Genomic DNA, 20,817 nt, shown 5'->3' with positions numbered 1-20,817 from the left:
GCGACCTCCTCGGTCAGTCGTCGTCCGGATGCGGTCAGTCGTCGTCCAGGCCCAGGAGGTACGCCGGGTTGGTGCGCACCATCCGGCGCAGGTCCTTCTCGGGCAGGCCGAGGTCGAGCAGCGCGGCGCCGACCCGGGCGAACGAGTCGGCCGGCAGCGGGCGCCCGTCCTGGCCCAGGTCGGAGGCGAGCACGGTGTGCTCCGGCCCGATCCGCTCGATCCACTCCAGCAGCACCTCGGGCCCCCAGCGGACGTTGCGCACCTCGGGGTCGTACATGCTGGTCTCGTGCTCGACGTACGCGCCGAGCCGGACCAGCTCCAGGCACCGCGCGTGGTCGGCGCCGACGACGAAGTTGGGGTGGCTGACCAGCATCCGCTCCACGCCCCGGGCCCGCGCCTCGGTGAAGAGCCGCAGGATCCGCTCGGCGTCCATGTGCCCGCCGGTGACCAGCGCGCCGCTCTCCTTGACCAGGTCGAGCACCCGGCGCGCGGCCGGTACCAGCTCGCCGTCCGCGCCGAGGATCTCCACCAGCTCCGTGCTCAGCTCCACAGTGGACTTCGGGAAGCCGCCGCCGGCGTGGTGGTACGCGATGTGCTGGGCCGAGGAGACGGTCGGAAACCACACCGCCTTGCCGCCCATCCGCAGCGACAGCTCCACCGCGAACGGGTTGACGCCGCCCACCTGGTTGTTGAGCGCGATGCCGCCGAACACCTCGGTGCGCGCCGCCCGCAGCCGGTCGCCCATCGCGAGCAGGTCCATGACGGTGTTGTGGTGGTGCGACTTGACCAGGATCGCGCGCATCTGGAGGCGTTCGCCGTCGCGCGCCGCCTCGGCGTGGTCGAACCGCCGCGGGAACGGGTTGGGCCCGGAGTGGCAGTGCAGGTCCACCAGCCCGTGCAGCACCTTGTGGATCGCGGAGGGGACGGTCACGAAGACTCCCTCGGTCGGAGGTCGTTCACGATGTGAACAGCGATCGTGCAATGTGGGATGCCAGCGTGCGAGCTTGCAGGCGCCCGCACGTCAACCGGCCCAGATATCCACTGGCGAAGGGTTGTGGCCAGGTGATCGAGAGGCTAGCGTCCGGTCCAGCCGAGTTCAAGATGTGAAATGGCCGGGATGCATGTGAACGAGAGCCGCGTGAGCAACGGTGACGAGTCGCCGGTCCAGGCCGACATCCAGGCGGTCCGCCGGGTCGGCCAGGTGCTGCGGCTGTTCGGTCCGGAGACCGGCGCGCTCACCGCGGCCGAGGTCGCCGACCGCATCGGCCTCAACCGCACGACCGCCCACCGGTACTGCGTCTCGCTCGTCGCGGCCGGGTTGCTCGACCGCGCCCCGCGGGGCGGCGCGTTCGTGCCGGGGGCGGTGCTGCTCCAGCTCGGCGCGTCCGCGCTGCGCCGGCAGGAGGTGATGCGCCTGGCGCCGCCACACATGCAGCGCCTCGCCGGGCGTACTCACCTGACCGCCGTGCTCAGCCTCTGGGGCAGCGCCGGGCCCGTCGTGTCCCGGGTCGAGGAGGACACCACCGGCGACGTGCTGCTGACCGTGCGGGTCGGCACCCAGCTCACGCTGGAGACCGCGCAGGCCCAGGTCTTCCTCGCGTACCGCCGGGACCAGCTCCAGGTCGACCGGCTGCTGGCCAACCTGGCCGCCGCCGACCAGACCCGCATCCGCGGCCAGATCGAGGCGATCCGCCGCTCCGGCGTGGCCGTGCTCCGCTCGGCCTCGCGCGGCATCACCGCCATGGCGGTGCCGGTCTTCAACGAGTACGGAATCTGCGCGACGCTCGCGCTGCTCGGCATCAGCACGCTGGTGTCGGCGGAGGCGCAGTCGCCCCAGGTCCTCGCCCTTCGGGAGGCCGGGGACGCGCTGACGGCGGAGCTGGGCGGCATCCGGTCGCCTCTTGACGCGGGACCGCCGCCGGTGCACCATCGCTTGTAACAATAGTGAAAAGCGCGTTTTAATTATCGGACATCGCTGCGGTTTCCTTTCGTCATCCTGGGCGTCCCCCGTGGACGTCCTGTTTGGACGCAACCCCGTATCCGCCCGCTCGGACCCCACACGAGTTGGAGGTGATCATGACCGCTGGAATGGTGCTGCGCCGGCTCGCCGCCGGGGTGCTCGTGCTGTGGCTCGTCTCCGTCCTGACGTTCCTGCTGGTGCAGCTCACCCCCGGGGACCCGGCCGAGCTGATCGCCGGTGAGAACGCGACCGTCGAGGACGTCGCCCGCATCCGCGAGCAGCTCGGGCTGAACGCCCCGGTCGTCGAGCAGTACCTGCGCTGGTGCGGTGACCTGCTCCGCGGCGACCTGGGCGACTCGCTCTTCAGCGGTCGCTCGGTCGCCGAGACCATCGCACAGGCCGCACCGGCCACCCTCTCCATCACCGGCCTCGCCATCGCGGTCGCGGTCGTGGTCGGCGTCGGCGCCGGCCTGGTCGCCGGCCTGAAGCAGGGCAGCTGGGTCGACCGGGCGGTCTCGACCGTGGCCACGCTCGGCATCGCGATGCCGAGCTTCTGGGTGGCGATGCTGCTGATCTCGGCCTTCGCGCTCTCCAACCGGTGGCTGCCGGCGACCGGGTACGCGCCGCTGCGCGAAGGGCTCTGGCCGTGGCTGTCCCACCTGATCCTGCCGGCCACCGCGCTCGGCCTGGCCACCGCGGCCGAGCTGGCCCGGCACACCCGGGGCAGCGTCTGCGACGTCCTGGTCCGGCCCTACATCCGCACCGCCCGGGCCCGCGGCGCCTCCGGCTTCTGGCTGGTCCGGCGCCACCTGCTGCGCAACGCCGCGATCCCGGTCGTCACCGTGCTCGGCCTGCAGGCCGGCCGGCTGCTCGGCGGCTCCATCGTGGTCGAGGTGGTCGCCGGCATCACCGGGCTCGGCACGACCGCGATCAACGCGGTGCTCCAGCGGGACTACCCGGTGATCCAGGGCTACGTGCTCTTCAGCGCCGTCATCGTGGTGCTGGTCAACCTCGCCGTCGACCTCACCTACGGGTGGATCAACCCCAAGGTGCGTGTCGCGTGACCGCCGCCGCGACCCTGCCCGCCCCGGTGCGGCGCCGCCCGCTCCGCGCGGTGCTGCGGCGCCCGTCGAGCGCGGTCGCCTTCGCCTTCCTGGTACTGCTCGTGGGGTCGGCCATCGCCGCCCCGGTGATCGCCCCGCACGACCCGGACGCGCAGGAGCTCGGCAACCGGTTCGCCGGCGTGAGCCTGAGCCACCTCGCCGGCACCGACGAGTTCGGCCGGGACGTGCTGAGCCGCCTGCTGTACGCGGCCCGGATCGCGGTCACCGCGCCGCTCATCTCGGTCGGCGTGGCCGTCCTCGTCGGACTCCCGGCCGGCCTCTGGGCGGGGCGGCGCCGCGGGGTCGTCGACGCGGTCAGCGGCCGGCTCGCCGACACGCTGCTCAGCCTGCCCGCCCTGGCCAGCGCGCTCGCGATCGTCGCCGTGCTCGGGCCGGGCCTGACCAACGCGATGATCGCGGTCGGCATCATCTTCTCGCCGACCGTCTTCCGGGTGGTCCGCGGCGCGACGCTCGCGGTCGCCGAGGAGACGTTCATCGAGTCGGCCGCCGCGATCGGCTGCTCCACCCGGCGCACGCTCTGGGTGCACGTCCTGCCCAACATCGCGGCGCCGCTGCTGGTACAGGTGACGATCCTGATGGGTGTCGCGCTGCTGGCCGAGGCGAGCCTCAGCTTCATCGGGCTCGGCGTGCAGCCGCCCGACGCGAGCTGGGGCTCGATGCTCGGCGCCGCCTACCGGAGCCAGTACGACGCGCCGTACGCGGTGGTGCCGCCGGGCATCGCGCTGGTGCTGACCGTCCTCACCTTCAACACGCTCGGCGACGCGCTCCGCGACGTCCTGTCCGGCCGGAGGGCCTCATGACCGCCGCGCCGCTCGCCACCGGCACCGCGCCGGCCACCGCCGAGGCCCTGCTGTCGGTCCGCGGCCTCACCCTCGACCTCGGCACCACGCAGCCCGGCCTGGTACAGGACGTCGAGTTCACCGTGCCGAAGGGGCGCTCGGTCGCGCTGATCGGCGAGTCGGGGTGCGGCAAGACGTTGACCGCGATGGCGATCCTCGGGCTGCTGCCGCGCGCGGTGCGGGTGGTCTCCGGCGAGATCGACTTCGCCGGCACCGACCTGCTCACCTGCGGCCCGCGCGAGCTGCGCCGGATCCGCGGCGGCCCGGTCGGCGCGGTCTTCCAGGAGCCGATGAGCAGCCTCGACCCGACGATGACGGTCGGCGACCAGATCGCCGAGGCGCGGCGCATCCACTTCAAGGAGGGGCGCCGGACCGCCCGGGAGCACGCCCGCGGGCTGCTCGACCGGGTCGGCATCCCGGACGCGAAGCGGCGGCTCGACTCGTACCCGCACGAGATGAGCGGCGGCATGCAGCAGCGCGTCATGATCGCCGCGGCGATCGCCGGTGAGCCGCGGCTGGTGCTCGCCGACGAGCCGACCACCGCGCTCGACGTGACGATCCAGGCCGAGATCCTGGAGCTCCTGCGCGACCTGCGGCGCGACCTCGGGCTCGCCGTCCTGCTGGTCACCCACGACCTCGGCGTGGTCGCCGACTTCTGCGACGAGGTGGTGGTCATGTACGCCGGCCACGTCGTGGAGAAGGCGCCGGTGCGGGAGGCGTTCCGGACCCCGGCGCACCCGTACACCAGCGCGCTGCTCGGCTCGGTGCCCCGTTCCGACCGGGCCCGCACCCCGCTCGAGGTGATCGGCGGGCGGGTGCCGCCGGCCGGCTCGTTCCCGGGCGGGTGCCGGTTCCGGCCGCGCTGCCGGCACGCGGCCGCTTCGTGCGGCGAGCCGCAGGCGGACACGGTCCTGGCCGCCGGCCACCACACCTGCTGCGGCCGCGTCGCCGCCGGCGACCTGACGCCCGGGAGGGAGCTGTGACCGACACCCCTGTGCTGCGCGCGACCGGGCTGACCAAGTCGTTTCCGCTGCGCCGCTCCGCCCTCGGCCGGGTGGTCGACCGGGTGCGCGCGGTGGACGGCGTCGACCTGAGCGTGGCGGCCGGCCGGACGCTCGGCATCGTCGGCGAGTCCGGCTCCGGCAAGACCACGGTGAGCCGGCTCGTCTCCCGACTGCTCACAGTGGACGGTGGCCGGGTCGAGGTGGACGGCGCCGACGTCACCGCCGCCCGGGGCCGGGCGCTCAAGGCGCTGCGAGCCAGCCTCCAGATGATCTTCCAGGACCCGTACGGGGCGCTCGACCCCACCAAGACCGTCGGCCACGCGGTCGCCGAGCCGCTGCTGGTGCACGGGCGGATCGGGCGGCGCGAGCTCACCGACCGGGCGGCCGACCTGCTGAGCCGGGTGACGCTCGACCCCGGGCTCGTGCACCGGTACCCGGAGGAGCTTTCCGGCGGCCAGCGGCAGCGGGTCTGCATCGCCCGGGCGCTCGCGCTCGAACCCCGCATCCTCGTGGCCGACGAGCCCACCTCCGCCCTCGACCTCTCCACCCGTTCCGAGATCCTCAACCTGCTGCTGCGGCTGCAGAAGGAGAACGGGCAGGCGATCGTGCTGGTCTCGCACGACTTCGCGACGGTCCGCCACCTGTCCCACCGGATCGTGGTCATGTACCTGGGCCGGGTGGTCGAGGAGGGCCCGGCCGCGCTGGTCGCCGGCGAGCCGCTGCACCCGTACACGGAGGCGCTGCTCTCCGCCGTCCCCGTGGCCGATCCGGACGAGCAGCGCGGCCGCACCCGCATCGTGCTCCACGGCGACCTGCCCGACCCGGCCCGCCCGCCGAGCGGCTGCCGCTTCCGCACCCGTTGCCCGGTCGCGATGGACGAGTGCGCGCGGATCGACCCGCCGCTCGTACCGGTCGGCGCGGAGCGCTCGGTGGCCTGCCTGCGCCACCCCGGCATCGAACCGGCACCGGCCATGCCGGCCGCGGCCAACCGGATCGCGGTGGCGAAATGAGCGGTGTCTTCGCCGGGATCCGGGTGGTCGACTTCGGCCACCACGTGGCGGGCCCGCTCGCCGCGCTGCTGCTCGCCGACAACGGCGCCGACGTCGTACACGTCGACCGCCCCGGTGCCCTGGACCCGCCCGGCGGGGGAGCGGGCGACCAGTGGCCGGACGCGTACCTCAACCGTGGCAAGCGCCGGATCACCCTCGACCTGCGCGACCCCGCCGACCGGGACGTGGCGCGCCGCCTCGCCGGCCGGGCCGACGTGGTGATCGAGAACTTCCGGCCGGGCGTGCTCGACCGGTACGGGCTGGGCTGGACCGACCTCGACCGGCCGGCCCTGGTGTACTGCTCGCTGCCCGGCTTCCCGGCCGACGACCCGCGCGCCGGCGTGGCCGGCTGGGAAGGCGTCGTCGCGGCGGCCACCGGCAACTGCCGGGTCCGGTCCGGGCAGGCGCCACCCGGTTGGGACCCGAGCCGCCCGACGTACTCGGCGATCCCGATGGCCTCCAACTTCGCCGCGTTCGCCGCCGCGTACGCGATCGTCGCCGCCCTCGTCGGCCGGCACCGCACCGGGCTCGGCGAGCGGATCGAGGTGCCGCTCTACAGCGCGATGTTCGAGGCGATCGGCGGCGCCGGAGCGTACCCGGTCGCGCGCGGTCTCACCACCGAACGCCCGCTCGCCGGCAACGGCAGCGGCGGCTACCGCTGCGCCGACGGGCGGTACGTGCAGTTCAACCCGATCGGCGCGAGCACCCGCTTCCTGCGCTGGTTCCTGGACGCGGCCGGCGCCGGTGGCTGGGCCGCAGACGGGCTCACCGACCGGGCCCGGATGGACCGCGAGCCGCACCTGGCCCGGCTGCTGCGGGACCGGCTCGCCGCGCTCTTCCTGACCCGCCCCGCGCAGGCGTGGGAGGACCTGGCCGCCAGCGCCGGCGTACCGCTGGTCCGCACCCGTACCACGGTCGAGTGGCTGACCGACCCGCACGCCCGCGAGTCCGGCCAGGTGGTCCAGCTCGCCGACCCGGTCCTCGGTCCACTCTGGATGCCCGGGGCGGCGGTCGGTGTGGAGGGCGTGCCCGCGGCGCTCTCCCCGCGCCACCTCCCGGACGCCGACCGCGCGGCGGTGCTCCGGTCCCTTGTGGACGGCGTGGAGGAGCCGGCGGGCACCGGGGCGGCCGAGCTTCCGTTCGCCGGCACGCGGGTGGTCGACCTGACCCAGATCCTCGCCGGCCCCACCGCCGGGCGGCTCCTCGGCGAGCTCGGCGCCGACGTCACGAAGATCAACTCGCCACAGCGGAAGGTCGGCGCGCACGGCTTCGTCAACCGCGGCAAGCGGACCGTGCTGCTCGACGTGGAGTCGCCGCGCGGCCAGGACGTGCTGTGGCGGCTGCTCGACGGCGCGGACGTGCTGCTGCAGAACTTCCCCCGGCGCACCGCCGAGCGGTACGGGCTGAGCTGGGCGCACGTCAGGGCCCGCCGGCCGGACCTGGTCTACGTCTCGGTCAGCTGCTACGGGTACGGCGGGGCGTGGGAGTCGCGGCGCGGCTACGAGACCCAGGCGCAGGCGGCCAGCGGCATCATGTGCCGGGCCGGTGGCGACGGCCCGCCCCGGGTGCTCGGCCCGTACAACCTGCTCGACTACGGCACCGGCGTGCTCGCCGCGTTCGCCGCCGCGCTCGGCCTCTACCGCCGGGCCACCACCGGTGCGGGCGCGCACGCGCACACCTCGTTGACCCAGGCGGCCACCCACCACCAGGGCGTACACCTGGTCGGCGCGGACCGGCGCCCGGCGACCGAGCCGAGCGGCCCGTACGCCCTCGGCACCGGCCCGGCGCACCGCTTCCACCGGGCCGCCGACGGCTGGCTGTTCGTGGCGGCCCCCGGCGACCCGCCCGACCTCGACTTCGGGTCGGCGCCCGCCGCGGAGTGGGTCGCGAAGCTGCGCGCGGCCGGGATCGCCGCGCACGAGGTGGTCGGGCTCGCCGAGCTCATGGCCGACCCGGCGGTACGGGCCCGCGGCCTCGCGGTGACCCAGCGCTCGGAGGAGGCCGGCGAGGTGGTGATGCCGGGCATCGCGATCGGGCTGACCCGTACCCCGGCCCGGCTCGGCGCCCCGGTCCGGCGCCCCGGCGCGGACGGCCCGGCGGTGCTCGCCGCCGGCGGGTACGGCGACCGCGACATCGAGGACCTGGCCCGCGGGTGGGTGCTGCAGACCGCCGGGCTGCCCAGCGGCTGGGACGACTTCTAGGAGCGGCATGGCGTTCGACGTGGTGATCCGCGCTGGCCGGGTGCTCGACCCCGGCCAGGGCATCGACGGCCCCCTGGACATCGGGATCCGGGACGGGAGGATAGCCGCCCTGGGCGAGCGGCTGGACCACGCGGGGGCGAGCCGGGTGATCGACGCCGTCGCGCCGGGCCGGGTCGTGGTGCCCGGCCTGATCGACGTGCACGCCCACGTCGCGCGCGGCGCGATCACCCCCGGCGTCGGCATGGAGGGCTGCGACCCGGACGAGATCGGCGTCCGCTCCGGCGTCACCACGGTCGTGGACGCCGGCTCGGTCGGGGTGGCCAACCTCGCCGCCTTCCCGGCGTACATCCAGCCGAACGCCCGCACCCGCGTGCTCTGCTACCTCAACCTCGGCAGCCACGCCCACTCGATGCCGAGCCTGCTGGACGTGCACGACCTGTCCGACGTGGACGCCGGCGCGATCGCCAAGGGCGTGGCGGCGAACCCGGGCGTGGTCGAGGGGATCAAGCTGCGGCTGGTCGGGCCGGTCGTGGAGAGCCACGGCGAAGACCTGGTCACCCTCGCCCGGAAGGTCGCGCGGCAGCACGGCGTACCCCTGATGGTCCACATCGGAGACCGGGGTGCCACCCGGCGCGGCGACGCGGACCCGCGCCGCTTCGCGGAGGTGACCGCCTTCCTGCTGTCCAACCTGGACGCCGGCGACATCCTCACCCACCTCTGCACCCCGAACGTGGGCGGCGCGAGCGACGACGACCTGCTGCGCGCGGCGCGGGCCCGGGGCGTGGTGCTCGACGCGGCGCTCGGCCGGGGCAACTTCGGCTTCGCGACGGCCCGCCGGCAGCGGGAGGCCGGGCTGCCGCCGGACACGATCAGCACCGACCTGACCGCGCTGGGGCGCGACTTCCACAGCCTCGTCGAGTGCATGGCCAAGTTCATGGCGGTGGGGTACACGCTGCCCGAGGTGGTCCGCATGACGACGAGCGCGGCGGCCGCGGCGCTCGGGCTGGCCGACCACATCGGAGCGATCGCGCCCGGCCGCGAGGCGGACATCACGATCCTCGACGTCGTGGCGGGCGACTTCCGGTTCGAGGACACGGACGGCGTGGAGTTCACCGGCGGTTGGGGCATCGCACCGGTACACGCGGTGCGAGCCGGTGAGCTCTTCGCCCCGCACTGGGGCCCGCACCCGTGGGGCTGGCTGCCGTCCCGGGAGCCGGCATGACCGGCTTCGCGGAGGTGGCGGGCTGGGAGCGGCTGCCGGACCCGCTGAAGCACCGGGACGTGGCCGCGGTCGACGTGGACGCCGCCGACCGGGTCTACCTGTTCACCCGGTACGACGGTCAGGTCCTCGTCTACGAGCCGGACGGCACGTTCGTCCGGGCCTGGGGCGCCGGCGTCTTCACCACGCCGCACGGGCTCACGGTCGGCCCGGACGGGCGGGTGTGGTGCGTGGACGCGGGCGACCACAGCGTGCGCGCGTTCACGCCCGAGGGCGACCTCCGGCTGACGCTCGGCGTGCCGGGCACCCCCTCCGACACCGGCTACGACGGCGCCGCACCGGTGCGGGTGCACGGCGTCGAGCGGGTCCGGTACCCGGGACCGCCGTTCAACCGGTGCACCAACCTCGCGTTCGGCCCGGACGGAGACGTCTACGTCGCCGACGGCTACGGCAACTGCCGCGTCCACCGCTTCGACCCGGCGGGCCGGCTGCGCGGGTCGTGGGGCGAGGTCGGCACCGGACCCGGCCAGTTCCACCTGCCGCACGGCATCGCGGTGGCCGGTGACGGGCGGGTCCTGGTCGCCGACCGGGAGAACGACCGGATCCAGGTCTTCGACCCGGACGGCGGCTATATCGAGGAGTGGACCGGCGTGCGGCGCCCGTGCGACCTCGCGGTCGCCGCGGACGGCAGGGTGTACGTGGCCGAGCTGTGGCGCCCCGCCGGCACCCGCTCCTTCGTGGACGGCCCGGTCGAGCAGGACCGGCCCGGCCGGGTGAGCGTGCTCGACGGCGGGGGAGCGGTGCTGGACCGGTGGACCGGCGCCGGCTTCGTCGCGCCGCACGGGATCGCGGTCGACTCGCGCGGCGACGTCTACGTCGCGGAGGTCACCTACAGCTTCGGCATCCGGCCCGGACGCGTTCCCGCCGACCGGGCCGGCCAGCAGCTACGGAAGTTCGTGCGTGCGGAGACGGCAGCGAAGGGACTCGGACATGAGGCGTAGCACCGAACGGATCCTGAGCACCCACGGCGGCAACCTGCCCCGGCCGGAAGACCTGGACGAGCTGATCGGCCGGGCGCCGGGGACCCGCGACGAGATCGCCCGCCGGCTGCCCGGCGCGGTGGCCGAGGTGGTCCAGCGGCAGGTCGACTGTGGACTGGACGTCGTCAACGACGGCGAGTACGTCAAGGCCGCCCACGCCACCGGCTACCGCGGCTACATCCACGACCGGGTCACCGGCTGGGAGGTGCTGCCGATCGACCCGTCCGTGCCGCCCAAGCGGGCGTACGTGGCCGAGCGCGACAAGGCCGACTTCCCCGGCTTCTACGAGTCCGGGCTGTGGCTGGCCGGCTCCGGCGGCCCGAAGCGCCCGGGCTTCGCCACGCCCGGAGCGCCGCGCCTGCCGGCCACCGAGCGGGTCTGCACCGGCGCGATCCGGTACACCGGGCAGGAGGCGATCGGCGCGGACGTGGCCGCCCTGCGGGAGGGGATCGCCGGCAAGCAGGTCGACGGGTTCATCGCCGCGCTCGGCCCGCTGAGCCTGGGCGCCGCCGCCCGCAACGCGTACTACCCGGACGAGGACGCGTACATGACGGCCGTCGCCGAGGCGCTGCGCGAGGAGTACAAGGCGGTCACCGACGCCGGGCTCGTGCTGCAGATCGACGAACCCGAGTTCGCCACCACGTGGACCTTCTATCCGCAGTGGACGGTCGACGACCTCCGCCGGTACCTGGAGCGGGCCGTCGAGATCGTCAACCACGCGGTGGCCGGGCTGCCCGAGGAGCGGATCCGCTTCCACATGTGCTGGGGCAGCGGCCACCGCCCGCACACCAACGACATCGAGCTGAAGTACATCGCCGACCTGCTCGTCAAGATCAACGCCCAGGCGTACGCGATCGAGGCCGGCAACGTGCGGCACGCCCACGAGTGGCGGGTCTGGGAGGACGTCAAGCTCCCGGACGGCAAGATCCTCGTGCCGGGCGTGGTCAGCCACGCCACCGACCTGGTCGAGCACCCGGAGCTCGTGGCCGAGCGCCTGGTCAACTACGCCGGCGTGGTCGGCCGGGAGAACATCCAGGCCGGCACCGACTGCGGCATCGGCTCCCGGGTCGGCCACCAGGAGATCGTCTGGGCCAAGCTGCGCGCCATGGGCGACGGCGCCGCGCTCGCCAGCGACCGCCTCTGGAGGCGGTGATGCTCCGGCGCGCGGTCGCGGCGCTGCTGGCGGTCGGGCTGGCCGCCGGGTGCGGCGGCGGCAGCGGCGAGGGCTCGGGCGGCGACGGGGCGGCGGTCCTGCGCTGGGGCATCCCGGGCAACCCCACCTCGCTCGACCCCCGCGAGTCCGGCCCGCTCGACCCGGTCTTCCTCGACAACTTCTACGAGACGCTCGTCGACCGGGTGCCCAGCGGCGAGCTGAAGCCGGGGCTGGCGACACAGTGGACGTTCGCCCCGGACGGCACGGCGCTCGACCTGACCCTGCGCACCGGCGTCACGTTCCAGGACGGCACGCCGTTCGACGCCGCCGCCGTGAAGGCCAACCTCGACGCGGCCAAGAAGCCGCCGAGCCTGCTGGTCGGCGCGCTCACGGCGGTCAGCGCGGTCGAGGTGGTCAGCCCGACCCAGGTCCGGCTCCGCCTCTCCGGGCCCGGCGGCCACCTCGTCAACGTCCTGGCCGGCGAGGCCGGCATGATGATCAGCCCGAGGGCCCTGGGCAACGCCGACCTCAAGACCCGGCCGGTCGGCACCGGGCCGTTCGAGCTGACCGACATCGCCGACGGCCGGCTGAGCATGCGGGCCTGGGACGGCTACTGGAACAGGGGCGCGGTCCGGATCGGCGGCATCGACATGACCGTCTACGCCGACGAGGCCACCCGGCTCCGCGCGGTCCGCTCCGGCCAGTCCGACGGCTCCACCATCACCCCCTCCCAGGTGAACGAGGCCAGGAGCGCCGGCCTCACCGTCGTACAGGGACCCAACACCACGTTCAACGGCGTGCTGCTCAACACCGGCAGCTCCGAGTTCGGCAACCCCAAGGTGCGGCAGGCCATCTCGTACGCGGTGGACCGCAAGGCGATCAGCGACAGCCTGTACGCCGGGGCGTGCGTGCCGAGCGTCCAGCCGTTCCAGGACGGGTTCTGGGCGTACGACGCCGAGCTGGGCGGGACCGACGCGTACCACGACGTCGCCCGGGCCAAGTCGCTGCTGGCCGAGGCGGGGCTGCCGAACGGCTTCGAGTTCGAGATGAACGTCGGGCCGAACACCTCGTACCAGCAGCTCGCCCAGGCGCTGCAGGCCCAGCTCGCCCAGGTCGGCATCACGATGCGGATCACCGTGCTGGAGGCGAGCCAGCTCATCAACGCCCGGCGCACCGGCCGGTTCAGCGCGACCGTGTCGCTCGTGCAGGCCGGCCGCCCCGACCCCAGCCAGTTCGTCGCCGACTTCTACACACCCGGCGGCATCTACAACCCGGGCGGCTTCACCGCGGCCGGCGTCGCGGACCTGCTCGCCCAGTCGCGGCGGACCGACGACGTGGCCGAGCGGCAGGGCCCGACCCGGCAGATCATCAAGACCGTGTTCGAGGCCGGCCCGCCGGTCATCCCGGTCTGCGGCGTCCAGTACGTGGCCGCGTTCCGGTCCGGCGTCGACGGCTTCCAGGTCCCGGTCGTGGGCGACTACGAGTTCGGCGCCCTGACCATCACGAAGTGAGGTGGCACATGCGACTCGACGCGAAGGTGGCGGTGGTGACCGGCTCCGGCCGGGGCCTCGGGCGGGCCTACGCGCACGCCCTGGCCGCCGCCGGCGCCGCGGTCGTCGTCAACGACATCGACGCGGACGCGGCCGAGGGGGTACGCGAGGAGATCCTCGATGCCGGCGGCCGGGCGGCGGTGCTCGTCGGTGCGGTCGGCACCGCAGAGGTGGCGGACGCGCTGGTGGAGACCGCCGTACGCGAGTTCGGCCGCCTCGACGTCATGTGCACCAACGCCGGGGCGCTGCGCGACCGCACCCTCGCGAAGGTCACCGACGAGGAGTTCGACCTGGTGGTCGGCAGCCACCTGCGCGGCACGTTCACCTGTGGACGGTCGGCGCTGCTCCGCTTCCGCGAACAGGGCGGCGGCGGGCGGCTCATCCTCGTCGGCTCGCCGGCCGGCCAGCTCGGCGACTTCGGCCAGACCGCGTACGCCGCCGCGAAGGCCGCCATCATCGGCCTGGTCCGGGTCTGGTCGGTGGAGTGCGCCAAGGCCGGCGTCACCGTCAACGCGGTCGTGCCGATGGCGCTGACCCGGATGGCGGCGACGATCCCCGGCCTCGCCGAGACGGTCGCCGCGGTGGCGGCCGGCGGGCCGGTACCGGCCGCGATGCGCCGCTCCGGACTGGGCACCGTGGACGACGTGGCGCCGCTGGTGGTGTTCCTCGCCTCCGACGCGTCGGCGGAGGTCACCGGCCAGTACCTGGGCGCCGGCGGCGACCGGCTGACCGTGTGGGGGCATCCGCGTGAGGTCTTCTCCGCCAACCGCGAGGGGGGCTGGAGCGCCGAGGCGATCGCCGACGCCTTCCCGCAGGTCTTCGCCCCGCACCTGCGGCGGCACAAGGTGGCCCGGTGAGCGGGCTCGACCTCGACACGCTCGTCGCGATCGACGTGCACGTCCACGCGCACCGCTCGGTGGACGCCCGCCCGGCCGGTGACGAGGCGGCGCTGAAGGGAATGGCGGCGTACTTCCGCACGGCGCCCACCGACGGGTACACCGTCCCGGAGATCGCCGCCTACTACCGCGAGCGGCGCATGGCCTGCGTCGTGTTCACTGTGGACAGCGGCGGCCGGGACCCGGTGCCGGCCAACGAAGAAGTGGCCCGGCTCGCCGCCGAGCACGCCGACGTGCTGGTGCCGTTCGTGAGCGTCGACCCGGCCCGCGGACCGGCCGGCGTGGAGACCCTGCGGAAGCTGGTGGCCGAGCACCCGGTGCGCGGCGTCAAGTTTCACCCCGGCAGCCAGGCGTTCTACCCCAACGACCGGATGGCGTACCCGCTTTACGAGGTGATCGCCGAGCACGGCCTGATCGCGCTCTTCCACACCGGACACACCGGGGTGGGCGCGGGCACGCCGGGCGGCGGCGGCATCCGCCTGAAGTACGGCAACCCGATGTACGTGGACGACGTCGCCGTCGACTTCCCCGGCATGAGGATCATCCTGGCGCACCCGTCGTTTCCGTGGCAGGACGAGGCGCTCTCGGTGGCCCTGCACAAGCCCGACGTCTACATCGACCTCTCCGGCTGGTCGCCGAAGTACTTCCCGCCGCAGCTCGTCCAGTACGCCAACACGCTGCTGAAGCACAAGGTGCTCTTCGGCACCGACTTCCCGATGATCACGCCGGAGCGGTGGCTCGCCGACCTCGACACGATCGGCATCCGCGAGGAGGTCAAACCCTTGCTGCTCAAGGAGAACGCGGCCCGGCTGCTGGGCCTCACCGGGCCGGCGCGCGGCACCGAGGGCGTCGAGGTGGCGCCGTGAACGAGAGCTTCGCGACGGTACTCGAGACCGTGGCCGACCAGATGGGGCAGCGACCGGCCGTCGTGCACGGCGACCGGCGGCGGTCCTGGGCCGAGCTGGACGAGCGCGCCGCCCGCCTCGCCGGACACCTCGCCGCGCACGGGATCGGCACCGGCGACCGGGTGGCGATCGCGCTCTACAACGGCGTCGAGTACGTGGAGAGCCTCCTCGCCGTGCTCAAGCTCCGGGCGGTACCGGTGAACGTCAACTACCGTTACCGCGAGGCCGAGCTGCGCCACCTGCTGGAGGACGCGCGGGCCCGCGCGATGATCCTCGACCCGTCGCTGGCCGAGCGGGTCGCCGCGGTCCAGCGCGAGTACCCGGGCCTGCGCACCCTCCTGCCGCTCTCGGCGTACGAGGAGGCGATGGCGCACCCGCCGCTGCCCCGCGCCGAGCGGGGAAACGACGAGTGGCAGCTCTACACCGGCGGCACCACCGGCCTCCCGCGCGGCGTCGTCTCCCGGCACTCGTGGCTCTTCACGGTCTGCGTGCAGAGCAGCTACGCGGTCCTCGACCGGCCGGTCCCGACGGACCTCGCCGAGCTGGCCGAGGTCACCCGGCGGATCCGCGACGAGGGGCCGGGACTGGTCTGCCTCGCCGTGGCGCCGCTGATGCACGGCGCCGGCGTCTACAACACGCTCGCCACGCTGCTCGGCGGCGGCACGGTGGTCTTCCTGACCGCCCGCTCGTACGACCCGGCCGAGACCGCCCGGCTGCTCGCCGAGCACAAGGTCACCGACATGGGGATGGTCGGCGACGTCTTCGCCCGCCCGCTCGCCGACGAGCTCGACCGCGCGGCGGCCGCCGGCACCCCGTACGACCTGTCCCACCTGCGCCGGGTCCGCAGCGTCGGGGTGATCTGGAGCGCCGAGGTGAAGCGGCGGCTGCTGGAGCACGGCGACTTCGCCTGCTACGACACGATCGCCGCGTCCGAGGGCGGCCCGTTCGCGCTCCGCGTCACCCGCCGCGGCGACCCGGTCACCACCTCCCGCTTCGTGCTCGCCCCGGGCGCGCGGCTGATCGGCGACGACGGCGCGGACGTGCCGCCCGGCTCCGGCCGCGTCGGCATGCTCGCCGCGCCCACCGACGAGTTCATCCATTACCACGGCGACGAGGAGGCCACCGCCCGCACGTTCCGCCGGGTGGACGGCAAGCGGTACTGCATGCCCGGCGATCTGGCCACATTGGACGAGGACGGCACGCTCGTGCTCCGCGGCCGGGGCAGCGGGGTCATCAACACCGGCGGCGAGAAGGTCTTCGCCGAGGAGGTCGAGCAGGTGCTGCACCGCCACCCGGCGATCGGCGACGCGGTCGTGGTCGGGGTGCCGGACGAGCGGTGGGGCAGCCGCATCGTCGCGGTCGTCTCCGCCACCTCCGTGCTGACCGCCGACGAGGTGCGTGCCTTCGTCGGCGAGCACCTGGCCGGCTACAAGCGCCCGCGCGACGTCGTCTTCGTACCGTCCATCCGGCGCAGCCCGGCCGGCAAGGCCGACCTACGGTGGGCGCGCTCGGTCGCGTCGCTGGCGCCGGCCGTCGCGGTCGGTCCGGACGGGGTGCGGGCGCTGGCCGGCAAGCACCTCGGCTACACCGCGTACCACGAGGTCACCCAGGAGCGGGTCGACCTCTTCGCCGACGCGACCGGCGACCACCAGTGGATCCACGTCGACCCGGCGCGGGCGGCCACCGGCCCGTACGGCGGCACGATCGCGCACGGCTTCCTCACCCTCTCGCTCACCACGTTCTTCCTGCCGCAGCTGATCCGCTTCGAGGGCTTCGGCATGGGCGTCAACTACGGCTGCGAGAAGGTGCGCTTCCCCGCACCGGTACCGGTCGGCGGGATGCTGCGCTGCGGCGCCGCGGTCGACGCGGTCACCGACGTGCCGGGCGGGGTGCAGACCACGATGACGCTGACGTTCGAGGTGCGGGGGCAGGCCAAGCCGAGCTGCGTCGCCACGATCGTCGTCCGGCAGTACGAGAAGGTCGGTCCCTAGTGGACTTCGGGCTGACCGACGAGCAGCGCGCCGTCCGGGACACCGCCCGCGCGTTCGTCACCCGCGAGGTGGTGCCCCTCGAAGCGGAGATGCTGCGCCGCGAACGGTCCGGTGCCCCCGGGCTGCGCCGCGACGAGCTGCGCGAGCTGCAGGCACGGGCGCGGGCGTTCGGCTTCTGGGGGATGAGCACGCCCGAGGAGTACGGCGGGATGGCGCTCCCGGCGGTCACCCAGTCTCTACTCTGGACGGAGCTGGGGCGCACACCGGTCCCGTTCCGGTTCGGCGGCGAGGCCGACAACATCCTGTACGAGGCGAGCGACGCCCAGCGGGCCGCGTACCTGCTCCCCACCATCGAGGGGGAGCGGCTGGGCTGCTTCGCGCTGACCGAGCCGGAGGCGGGCTCCGACGCGGCCGGCATCCGCCTGCGCGCCCGGCGGGACGGCGGCGACTGGGTGCTGCGCGGGGAGAAGACGTTCATCACGTTCGGCGACGAGGCCGACTACGCGATCGTCATCGCGGTCACCGGCTCCTCCGCCCGCGAGGCGACGGCCTTCCTGGTCGACCGCGCGATGGGCTGGACCTCCCGACCGATCGACACGATGGGGAGCTGGCACACACCGGCCCTGCTCACCTTCGACGACGTACGCGTACCGGCGTCCAATGTGCTCGGTGACGTGGGTGGCGGGTTCGACCTCGCGATGCGCTGGATCGTCCGCGGCCGGTACGTGATCCCCTCGCAGGCGGTCGGCACGGCCGAGCGGTGCCTGCGGATGGCGATCGAGCACGCCAACACCCGCGTCACGTTCGGCCGGCCGATCGGCGAGCGGCAGGCCATCCAGTGGATGATCGCCGACTCCGAAGTGGAGCTCGAAGCGGCTCGGTGGCTCACCCTGCGCTGCGCCTGGGCCGTCGACCAGGGCGCGCCCGCCCGGCACCCGGCCGCCGTCGCGAAGCTGTACGGCGCGGGGATGGTAAACCGGGTCGTCGACCGCACGCTGCAGATCTTCGGCGGCATGGGCTACACCCGCGACCTGCCCATCGAGGGCTGGTACCGGGCCGTGCGGGTGCTGCGCGTCCTGGAGGGCACCGACGAGATCCAGCGCATGATCATCTCCCGCGACCTGCTGCGCGGGTACGAGAAGATCGGGGGGCACCTCGCGTGATCGTGGACGCGCACGCGCACGCGGAGAGCCTGACCGCCCTCGGCGCCATGATGCGCCGCTTCCCCGGCGTCGACGTGGTGGTCGACCACGTGGCGAGCATCGACCTGGAACGCCGCCGGCTCGTGCGGCGGCGCCGAGGAGCTGATCCGCCTGGCCGAGCTGCCCCGCCTCCACCTCAAGGTCACCACCCTCAACGGCGTGCAGATCCGCCGCTGGGGCGGCGACCCCGCCAAGCTCGTCGAGTGGCTGGTCGCCCGCTTCGGCGCCCGCCGCGTGCTGTGGGGCTCCGACATCACCCAGACCCGCCTGCCCTACCCCGAAATGGTCGAGCTGGCCCGCGCCTCGGTCCGCACCCTCCCCGACGCCGAGGCCGGCGCCGTCCTCAGTGGAACCGCCCACACCCTTTACTTCCAAAGACTTTGAGCTACCGCGACGTCCGCCGTGGTCCGGACCGTCGCTCCCGCGGCCTCGCCCTCCGCGGCCGGCGATCTCACCCCGGACCCTGCGGGGAGCCGGCACCCGTTCGGGGGCGTGGGTCCACGACATCTCACCACCGCGCCGCTGCCGGGCGGGACGGATGTGTCTGTGCGGGAAGCTCTCAAGCTGCCCCGTCTGTGCGGGCGAGCGCCAGCTCGCCGCCGGCCGCAGCGGTGAAGCACCCCAAGAAAACGCTCCGCCGCGCTCCACGCTTCCCCAGGGACCCCGCGCATGCGCTCCACAACTGACCCGGACCGGGGAAACCCGCTTGCGGAACCGCCCGGACGCGCGCCCGACCCACGCCGGTGATCGAAGCTCCCTTGAAGTCGCTAGGAGTCCACTGAATAATGGTGGGCATGTCTTCCGTCCTGGTCTGTATTGATATGTGAAGATGTTTGGGTGCAGGGTGTAGAGCGTGCTGACCGGCGGCTGTTGGACGCGGCCGCTCTGGTCGGTCATCTGGTTCCGGCCGGGAGCATGTACGCGTTTCTGGCGGACTGTCGGGGTCGGGTGTTCCCGGACGAGTTGTTCGCGGATCTGTTCCCATCGGCCAAGGGGCGGCGGTCGATCCCGGGGTCGGTGGCGGCGTCGATTTTGACGTTGCAGACGTTGTTGGACTACTCCGACGCGGAGGCTGCCGAGGCGGCCCGGTGTGACCTGCGGTGGAAGGTCGCCTGCGGGCTGGCGTTGGACGACAAGGGGTTCCACCCGTCGACGTTGACGTACTGGCGGCGCCGGTTGGCGAACTCGGATCGCCCGTACCGGGTCAACGACGCGGTCCGGCAGGTGGTCGAGGCGACCGGGATTCTGCGCGGACGGCGGCGGCGGGCGGTCGATTCCACGATCCTGGACGACGCGGTCGCCACCCAGGACACCATCACCCAACTGATCGCCCAGATCCGCCGGGTGGCCCGGGTGGTGCCCGGCGCTGCGGAGCAGATCGCGGCCGTGTGTGGCGGGCACGACTACAGCCGGCCGGGAAAGCCGGACATCGACTGGGACGACCCGGATGCCAAACAGGCCCTGGTTTCGACGCTGGTCAACGACGCCAACAACCTGGTCGCGGCGCTGGCCGAGGCGAAGCTCGACGAGCCCGCGCAGCAGGCGGTCGCGCTGTTGGCGTTGGTGGCCGGGCAGGACGTGGAACCGGCCGACGGCTCCGATGGCACTGACGGGCGGTGGCGGATCGCCCGCAAGGTCGCCGAAGACCGGGTCATCTCCACCGTTGACCCACAGGCCCGACACACCCGCAAGTCGCCGCAGGCCCGCCGGGACGGCTACCGCGCCCACATCGCCGCCGAGCCGGACACCGGCATCATCACCGACGAACAACTCACCAAAGCCTGCGGACCTGACAACGCCGACGCCGCCGTCGCGCAACAATTCCTCGCCAACGGCCCCACCAACACCAACAGCGAACCCAACAGCGACAGCGACAGCGAACCCAACACCACAGCCGGCGTCGGCGACGACGACACCGGGCCCGAGCAGCCCACCGGCCGCCCAGACCAGACCGCTCAGGAATGGTACGGCGACTGCGCCTACGGCACCGGCGACCTACGCAACGCCCTCGACCAGGCCGGACACACCGCGATCATCAAACCCAAACCATCGCAATCCCCGATCCGGGGCGGCTTCACCATCGACGACTTCACCGTCAACACCGACCAGCAGACCGTCACCTGCCCAGCCGCACACACCCGACCGATCAGCCCGGCCACCCGCACCGCCGACTTCGGCACACGGTGCCGCACCTGCCCACTACAGACCCGGTGCACCAAATCCAAGACCGGCCGCAAGATCGTACTCAACGAACACGACGCCCTACTACGCCAAGCCCGAGCCGACTGGCGAACCGACCCCACCCTCCGCGACCGCTACCGCCGACACCGACCCAACATCGAACGCGTCATCGCCCAAGTAGCCAGCCGCGGCCGACGCCGACTCAAACTGCGCTACCACGGCATCCACGCCAACCACACCTGGCTCAAACAACGCACCGCCGCACTCAACCTCCGCAACCTGATCAACCGCGGCCTGCACTGGACCAACGGATGGACCCTCGCCACCAGCTGACCAGCCACCACCGGGCCCGAAGACACCACCACAGAGCCCACCAAGCGACCCCCGCAGCGCCCACACCCGCACCACCACCCCCCCCCGACCCAACCAACCCACCGGCAGCCAAACCCAGGCACCCACCCCACCGCCAACCTCAAGAACGCCGATATTCAGCGCCTTCCTAG

General features: G+C 73.5%; 16 protein-coding genes and 2 pseudogenes. 17 read left to right on the top strand and 1 reads right to left on the bottom strand.

What is annotated here, in order from left to right:
• Positions 1-34: 34 nt before the first annotated feature.
• Complete coding sequence (locus tag RB614_RS37210; protein ID WP_308717402.1) at positions 35-931, bottom strand: DUF6282 family protein; 897 nt, start codon at positions 929-931, stop codon at positions 35-37.
• Between the two features lie 207 nt (positions 932-1,138).
• On the opposite strand from RB614_RS37210, the gene RB614_RS37205 reads away from it, so the two are divergent.
• The 17 genes and pseudogenes from RB614_RS37205 to RB614_RS44495 form a co-directional block, all read left to right on the top strand.
• Positions 1,139-1,939, top strand: coding sequence for an IclR family transcriptional regulator (locus tag RB614_RS37205; protein ID WP_308717401.1), 801 nt, complete (start codon positions 1,139-1,141; stop codon positions 1,937-1,939).
• A gap of 137 nt (positions 1,940-2,076) precedes the next feature.
• Positions 2,077-3,024, top strand: coding sequence for an ABC transporter permease (locus RB614_RS37200; protein ID WP_308717400.1), 948 nt, complete (start codon positions 2,077-2,079; stop codon positions 3,022-3,024).
• Positions 3,021-3,884: an ABC transporter permease gene (locus tag RB614_RS37195; protein ID WP_308717399.1), complete on the top strand. Its 864-nt coding sequence runs from the start codon at positions 3,021-3,023 to the stop codon at positions 3,882-3,884. The genes RB614_RS37200 and RB614_RS37195 overlap by 4 nt, the downstream gene beginning before the upstream one ends.
• Positions 3,881-4,906 carry an ABC transporter ATP-binding protein gene (locus RB614_RS37190; protein WP_308717398.1) on the top strand — a complete coding sequence of 342 codons (1,026 nt, stop codon included), beginning with the start codon at positions 3,881-3,883 and terminating at the stop codon, positions 4,904-4,906. Before RB614_RS37195 ends, RB614_RS37190 begins: the two co-directional genes overlap by 4 nt.
• On the top strand, positions 4,903-5,937 hold the full coding sequence (locus RB614_RS37185) for an ABC transporter ATP-binding protein (RefSeq protein ID WP_308717397.1): 1,035 nt from the start codon (positions 4,903-4,905) through the stop codon (positions 5,935-5,937). The genes RB614_RS37190 and RB614_RS37185 overlap by 4 nt, the downstream gene beginning before the upstream one ends.
• Positions 5,934-8,177, top strand: a complete 2,244-nt coding sequence (locus tag RB614_RS37180; RefSeq protein WP_308717396.1) for a CaiB/BaiF CoA-transferase family protein — start codon at positions 5,934-5,936, stop codon at positions 8,175-8,177. The genes RB614_RS37185 and RB614_RS37180 overlap by 4 nt, the downstream gene beginning before the upstream one ends.
• Positions 8,178-8,184: 7 nt before the next feature.
• Positions 8,185-9,399: an amidohydrolase family protein gene (locus tag RB614_RS37175; protein ID WP_308717395.1), complete on the top strand. Its 1,215-nt coding sequence runs from the start codon at positions 8,185-8,187 to the stop codon at positions 9,397-9,399.
• Positions 9,396-10,397: a peptidyl-alpha-hydroxyglycine alpha-amidating lyase family protein gene (locus RB614_RS37170; RefSeq protein WP_308717394.1), complete on the top strand. Its 1,002-nt coding sequence runs from the start codon at positions 9,396-9,398 to the stop codon at positions 10,395-10,397. The genes RB614_RS37175 and RB614_RS37170 overlap by 4 nt, the downstream gene beginning before the upstream one ends.
• Positions 10,387-11,589: a uroporphyrinogen decarboxylase/cobalamine-independent methonine synthase family protein gene (locus RB614_RS37165; protein WP_308717393.1), complete on the top strand. Its 1,203-nt coding sequence runs from the start codon at positions 10,387-10,389 to the stop codon at positions 11,587-11,589. The genes RB614_RS37170 and RB614_RS37165 overlap by 11 nt, the downstream gene beginning before the upstream one ends.
• The gene (locus RB614_RS37160; RefSeq protein ID WP_308717392.1) at positions 11,589-13,100 is read left to right on the top strand and encodes an ABC transporter substrate-binding protein; all 1,512 of its coding nucleotides are present in this window, start codon (positions 11,589-11,591) and stop codon (positions 13,098-13,100) included. Before RB614_RS37165 ends, RB614_RS37160 begins: the two co-directional genes overlap by 1 nt.
• 8 nt (positions 13,101-13,108) lie before the next feature.
• The gene (locus tag RB614_RS37155; protein ID WP_308717391.1) at positions 13,109-13,996 is read left to right on the top strand and encodes an SDR family NAD(P)-dependent oxidoreductase; all 888 of its coding nucleotides are present in this window, start codon (positions 13,109-13,111) and stop codon (positions 13,994-13,996) included.
• Entirely contained in the window at positions 13,993-14,901 is a 909-nt protein-coding gene (locus tag RB614_RS37150) for an amidohydrolase family protein (RefSeq protein ID WP_308717390.1), read from the top strand. The genes RB614_RS37155 and RB614_RS37150 overlap by 4 nt, the downstream gene beginning before the upstream one ends.
• Positions 14,898-16,931, top strand: coding sequence for an AMP-binding protein (locus RB614_RS37145; RefSeq protein WP_308717389.1), 2,034 nt, complete (start codon positions 14,898-14,900; stop codon positions 16,929-16,931). Before RB614_RS37150 ends, RB614_RS37145 begins: the two co-directional genes overlap by 4 nt.
• Positions 16,931-18,094 carry an acyl-CoA dehydrogenase family protein gene (locus RB614_RS37140; RefSeq protein ID WP_308717387.1) on the top strand — a complete coding sequence of 388 codons (1,164 nt, stop codon included), beginning with the start codon at positions 16,931-16,933 and terminating at the stop codon, positions 18,092-18,094. The genes RB614_RS37145 and RB614_RS37140 overlap by 1 nt, the downstream gene beginning before the upstream one ends.
• 141 nt (positions 18,095-18,235) lie before the next feature.
• On the top strand, positions 18,236-18,517 hold the full coding sequence (locus RB614_RS37135; RefSeq protein ID WP_346434213.1) for an amidohydrolase family protein: 282 nt from the start codon (positions 18,236-18,238) through the stop codon (positions 18,515-18,517).
• Between the two features lie 453 nt (positions 18,518-18,970).
• A pseudogene (locus tag RB614_RS44500) lies at positions 18,971-19,966 on the top strand (transposase); the annotation flags it as partial.
• Between the two features lie 144 nt (positions 19,967-20,110).
• Positions 20,111-20,647 (top strand): annotated as a pseudogene (locus RB614_RS44495) (transposase); the annotation flags it as partial.
• Positions 20,648-20,817 lie beyond the last annotated feature (170 nt).

It is taken from the genome of Phytohabitans maris (genome assembly GCF_031085175.1).
GTDB lineage: Bacteria > Actinomycetota > Actinomycetes > Mycobacteriales > Micromonosporaceae > Phytohabitans > Phytohabitans maris.
Note: the sequence above shows the minus strand (reverse complement) of the source record. Positions and strands in the feature narration are given on the sequence as shown.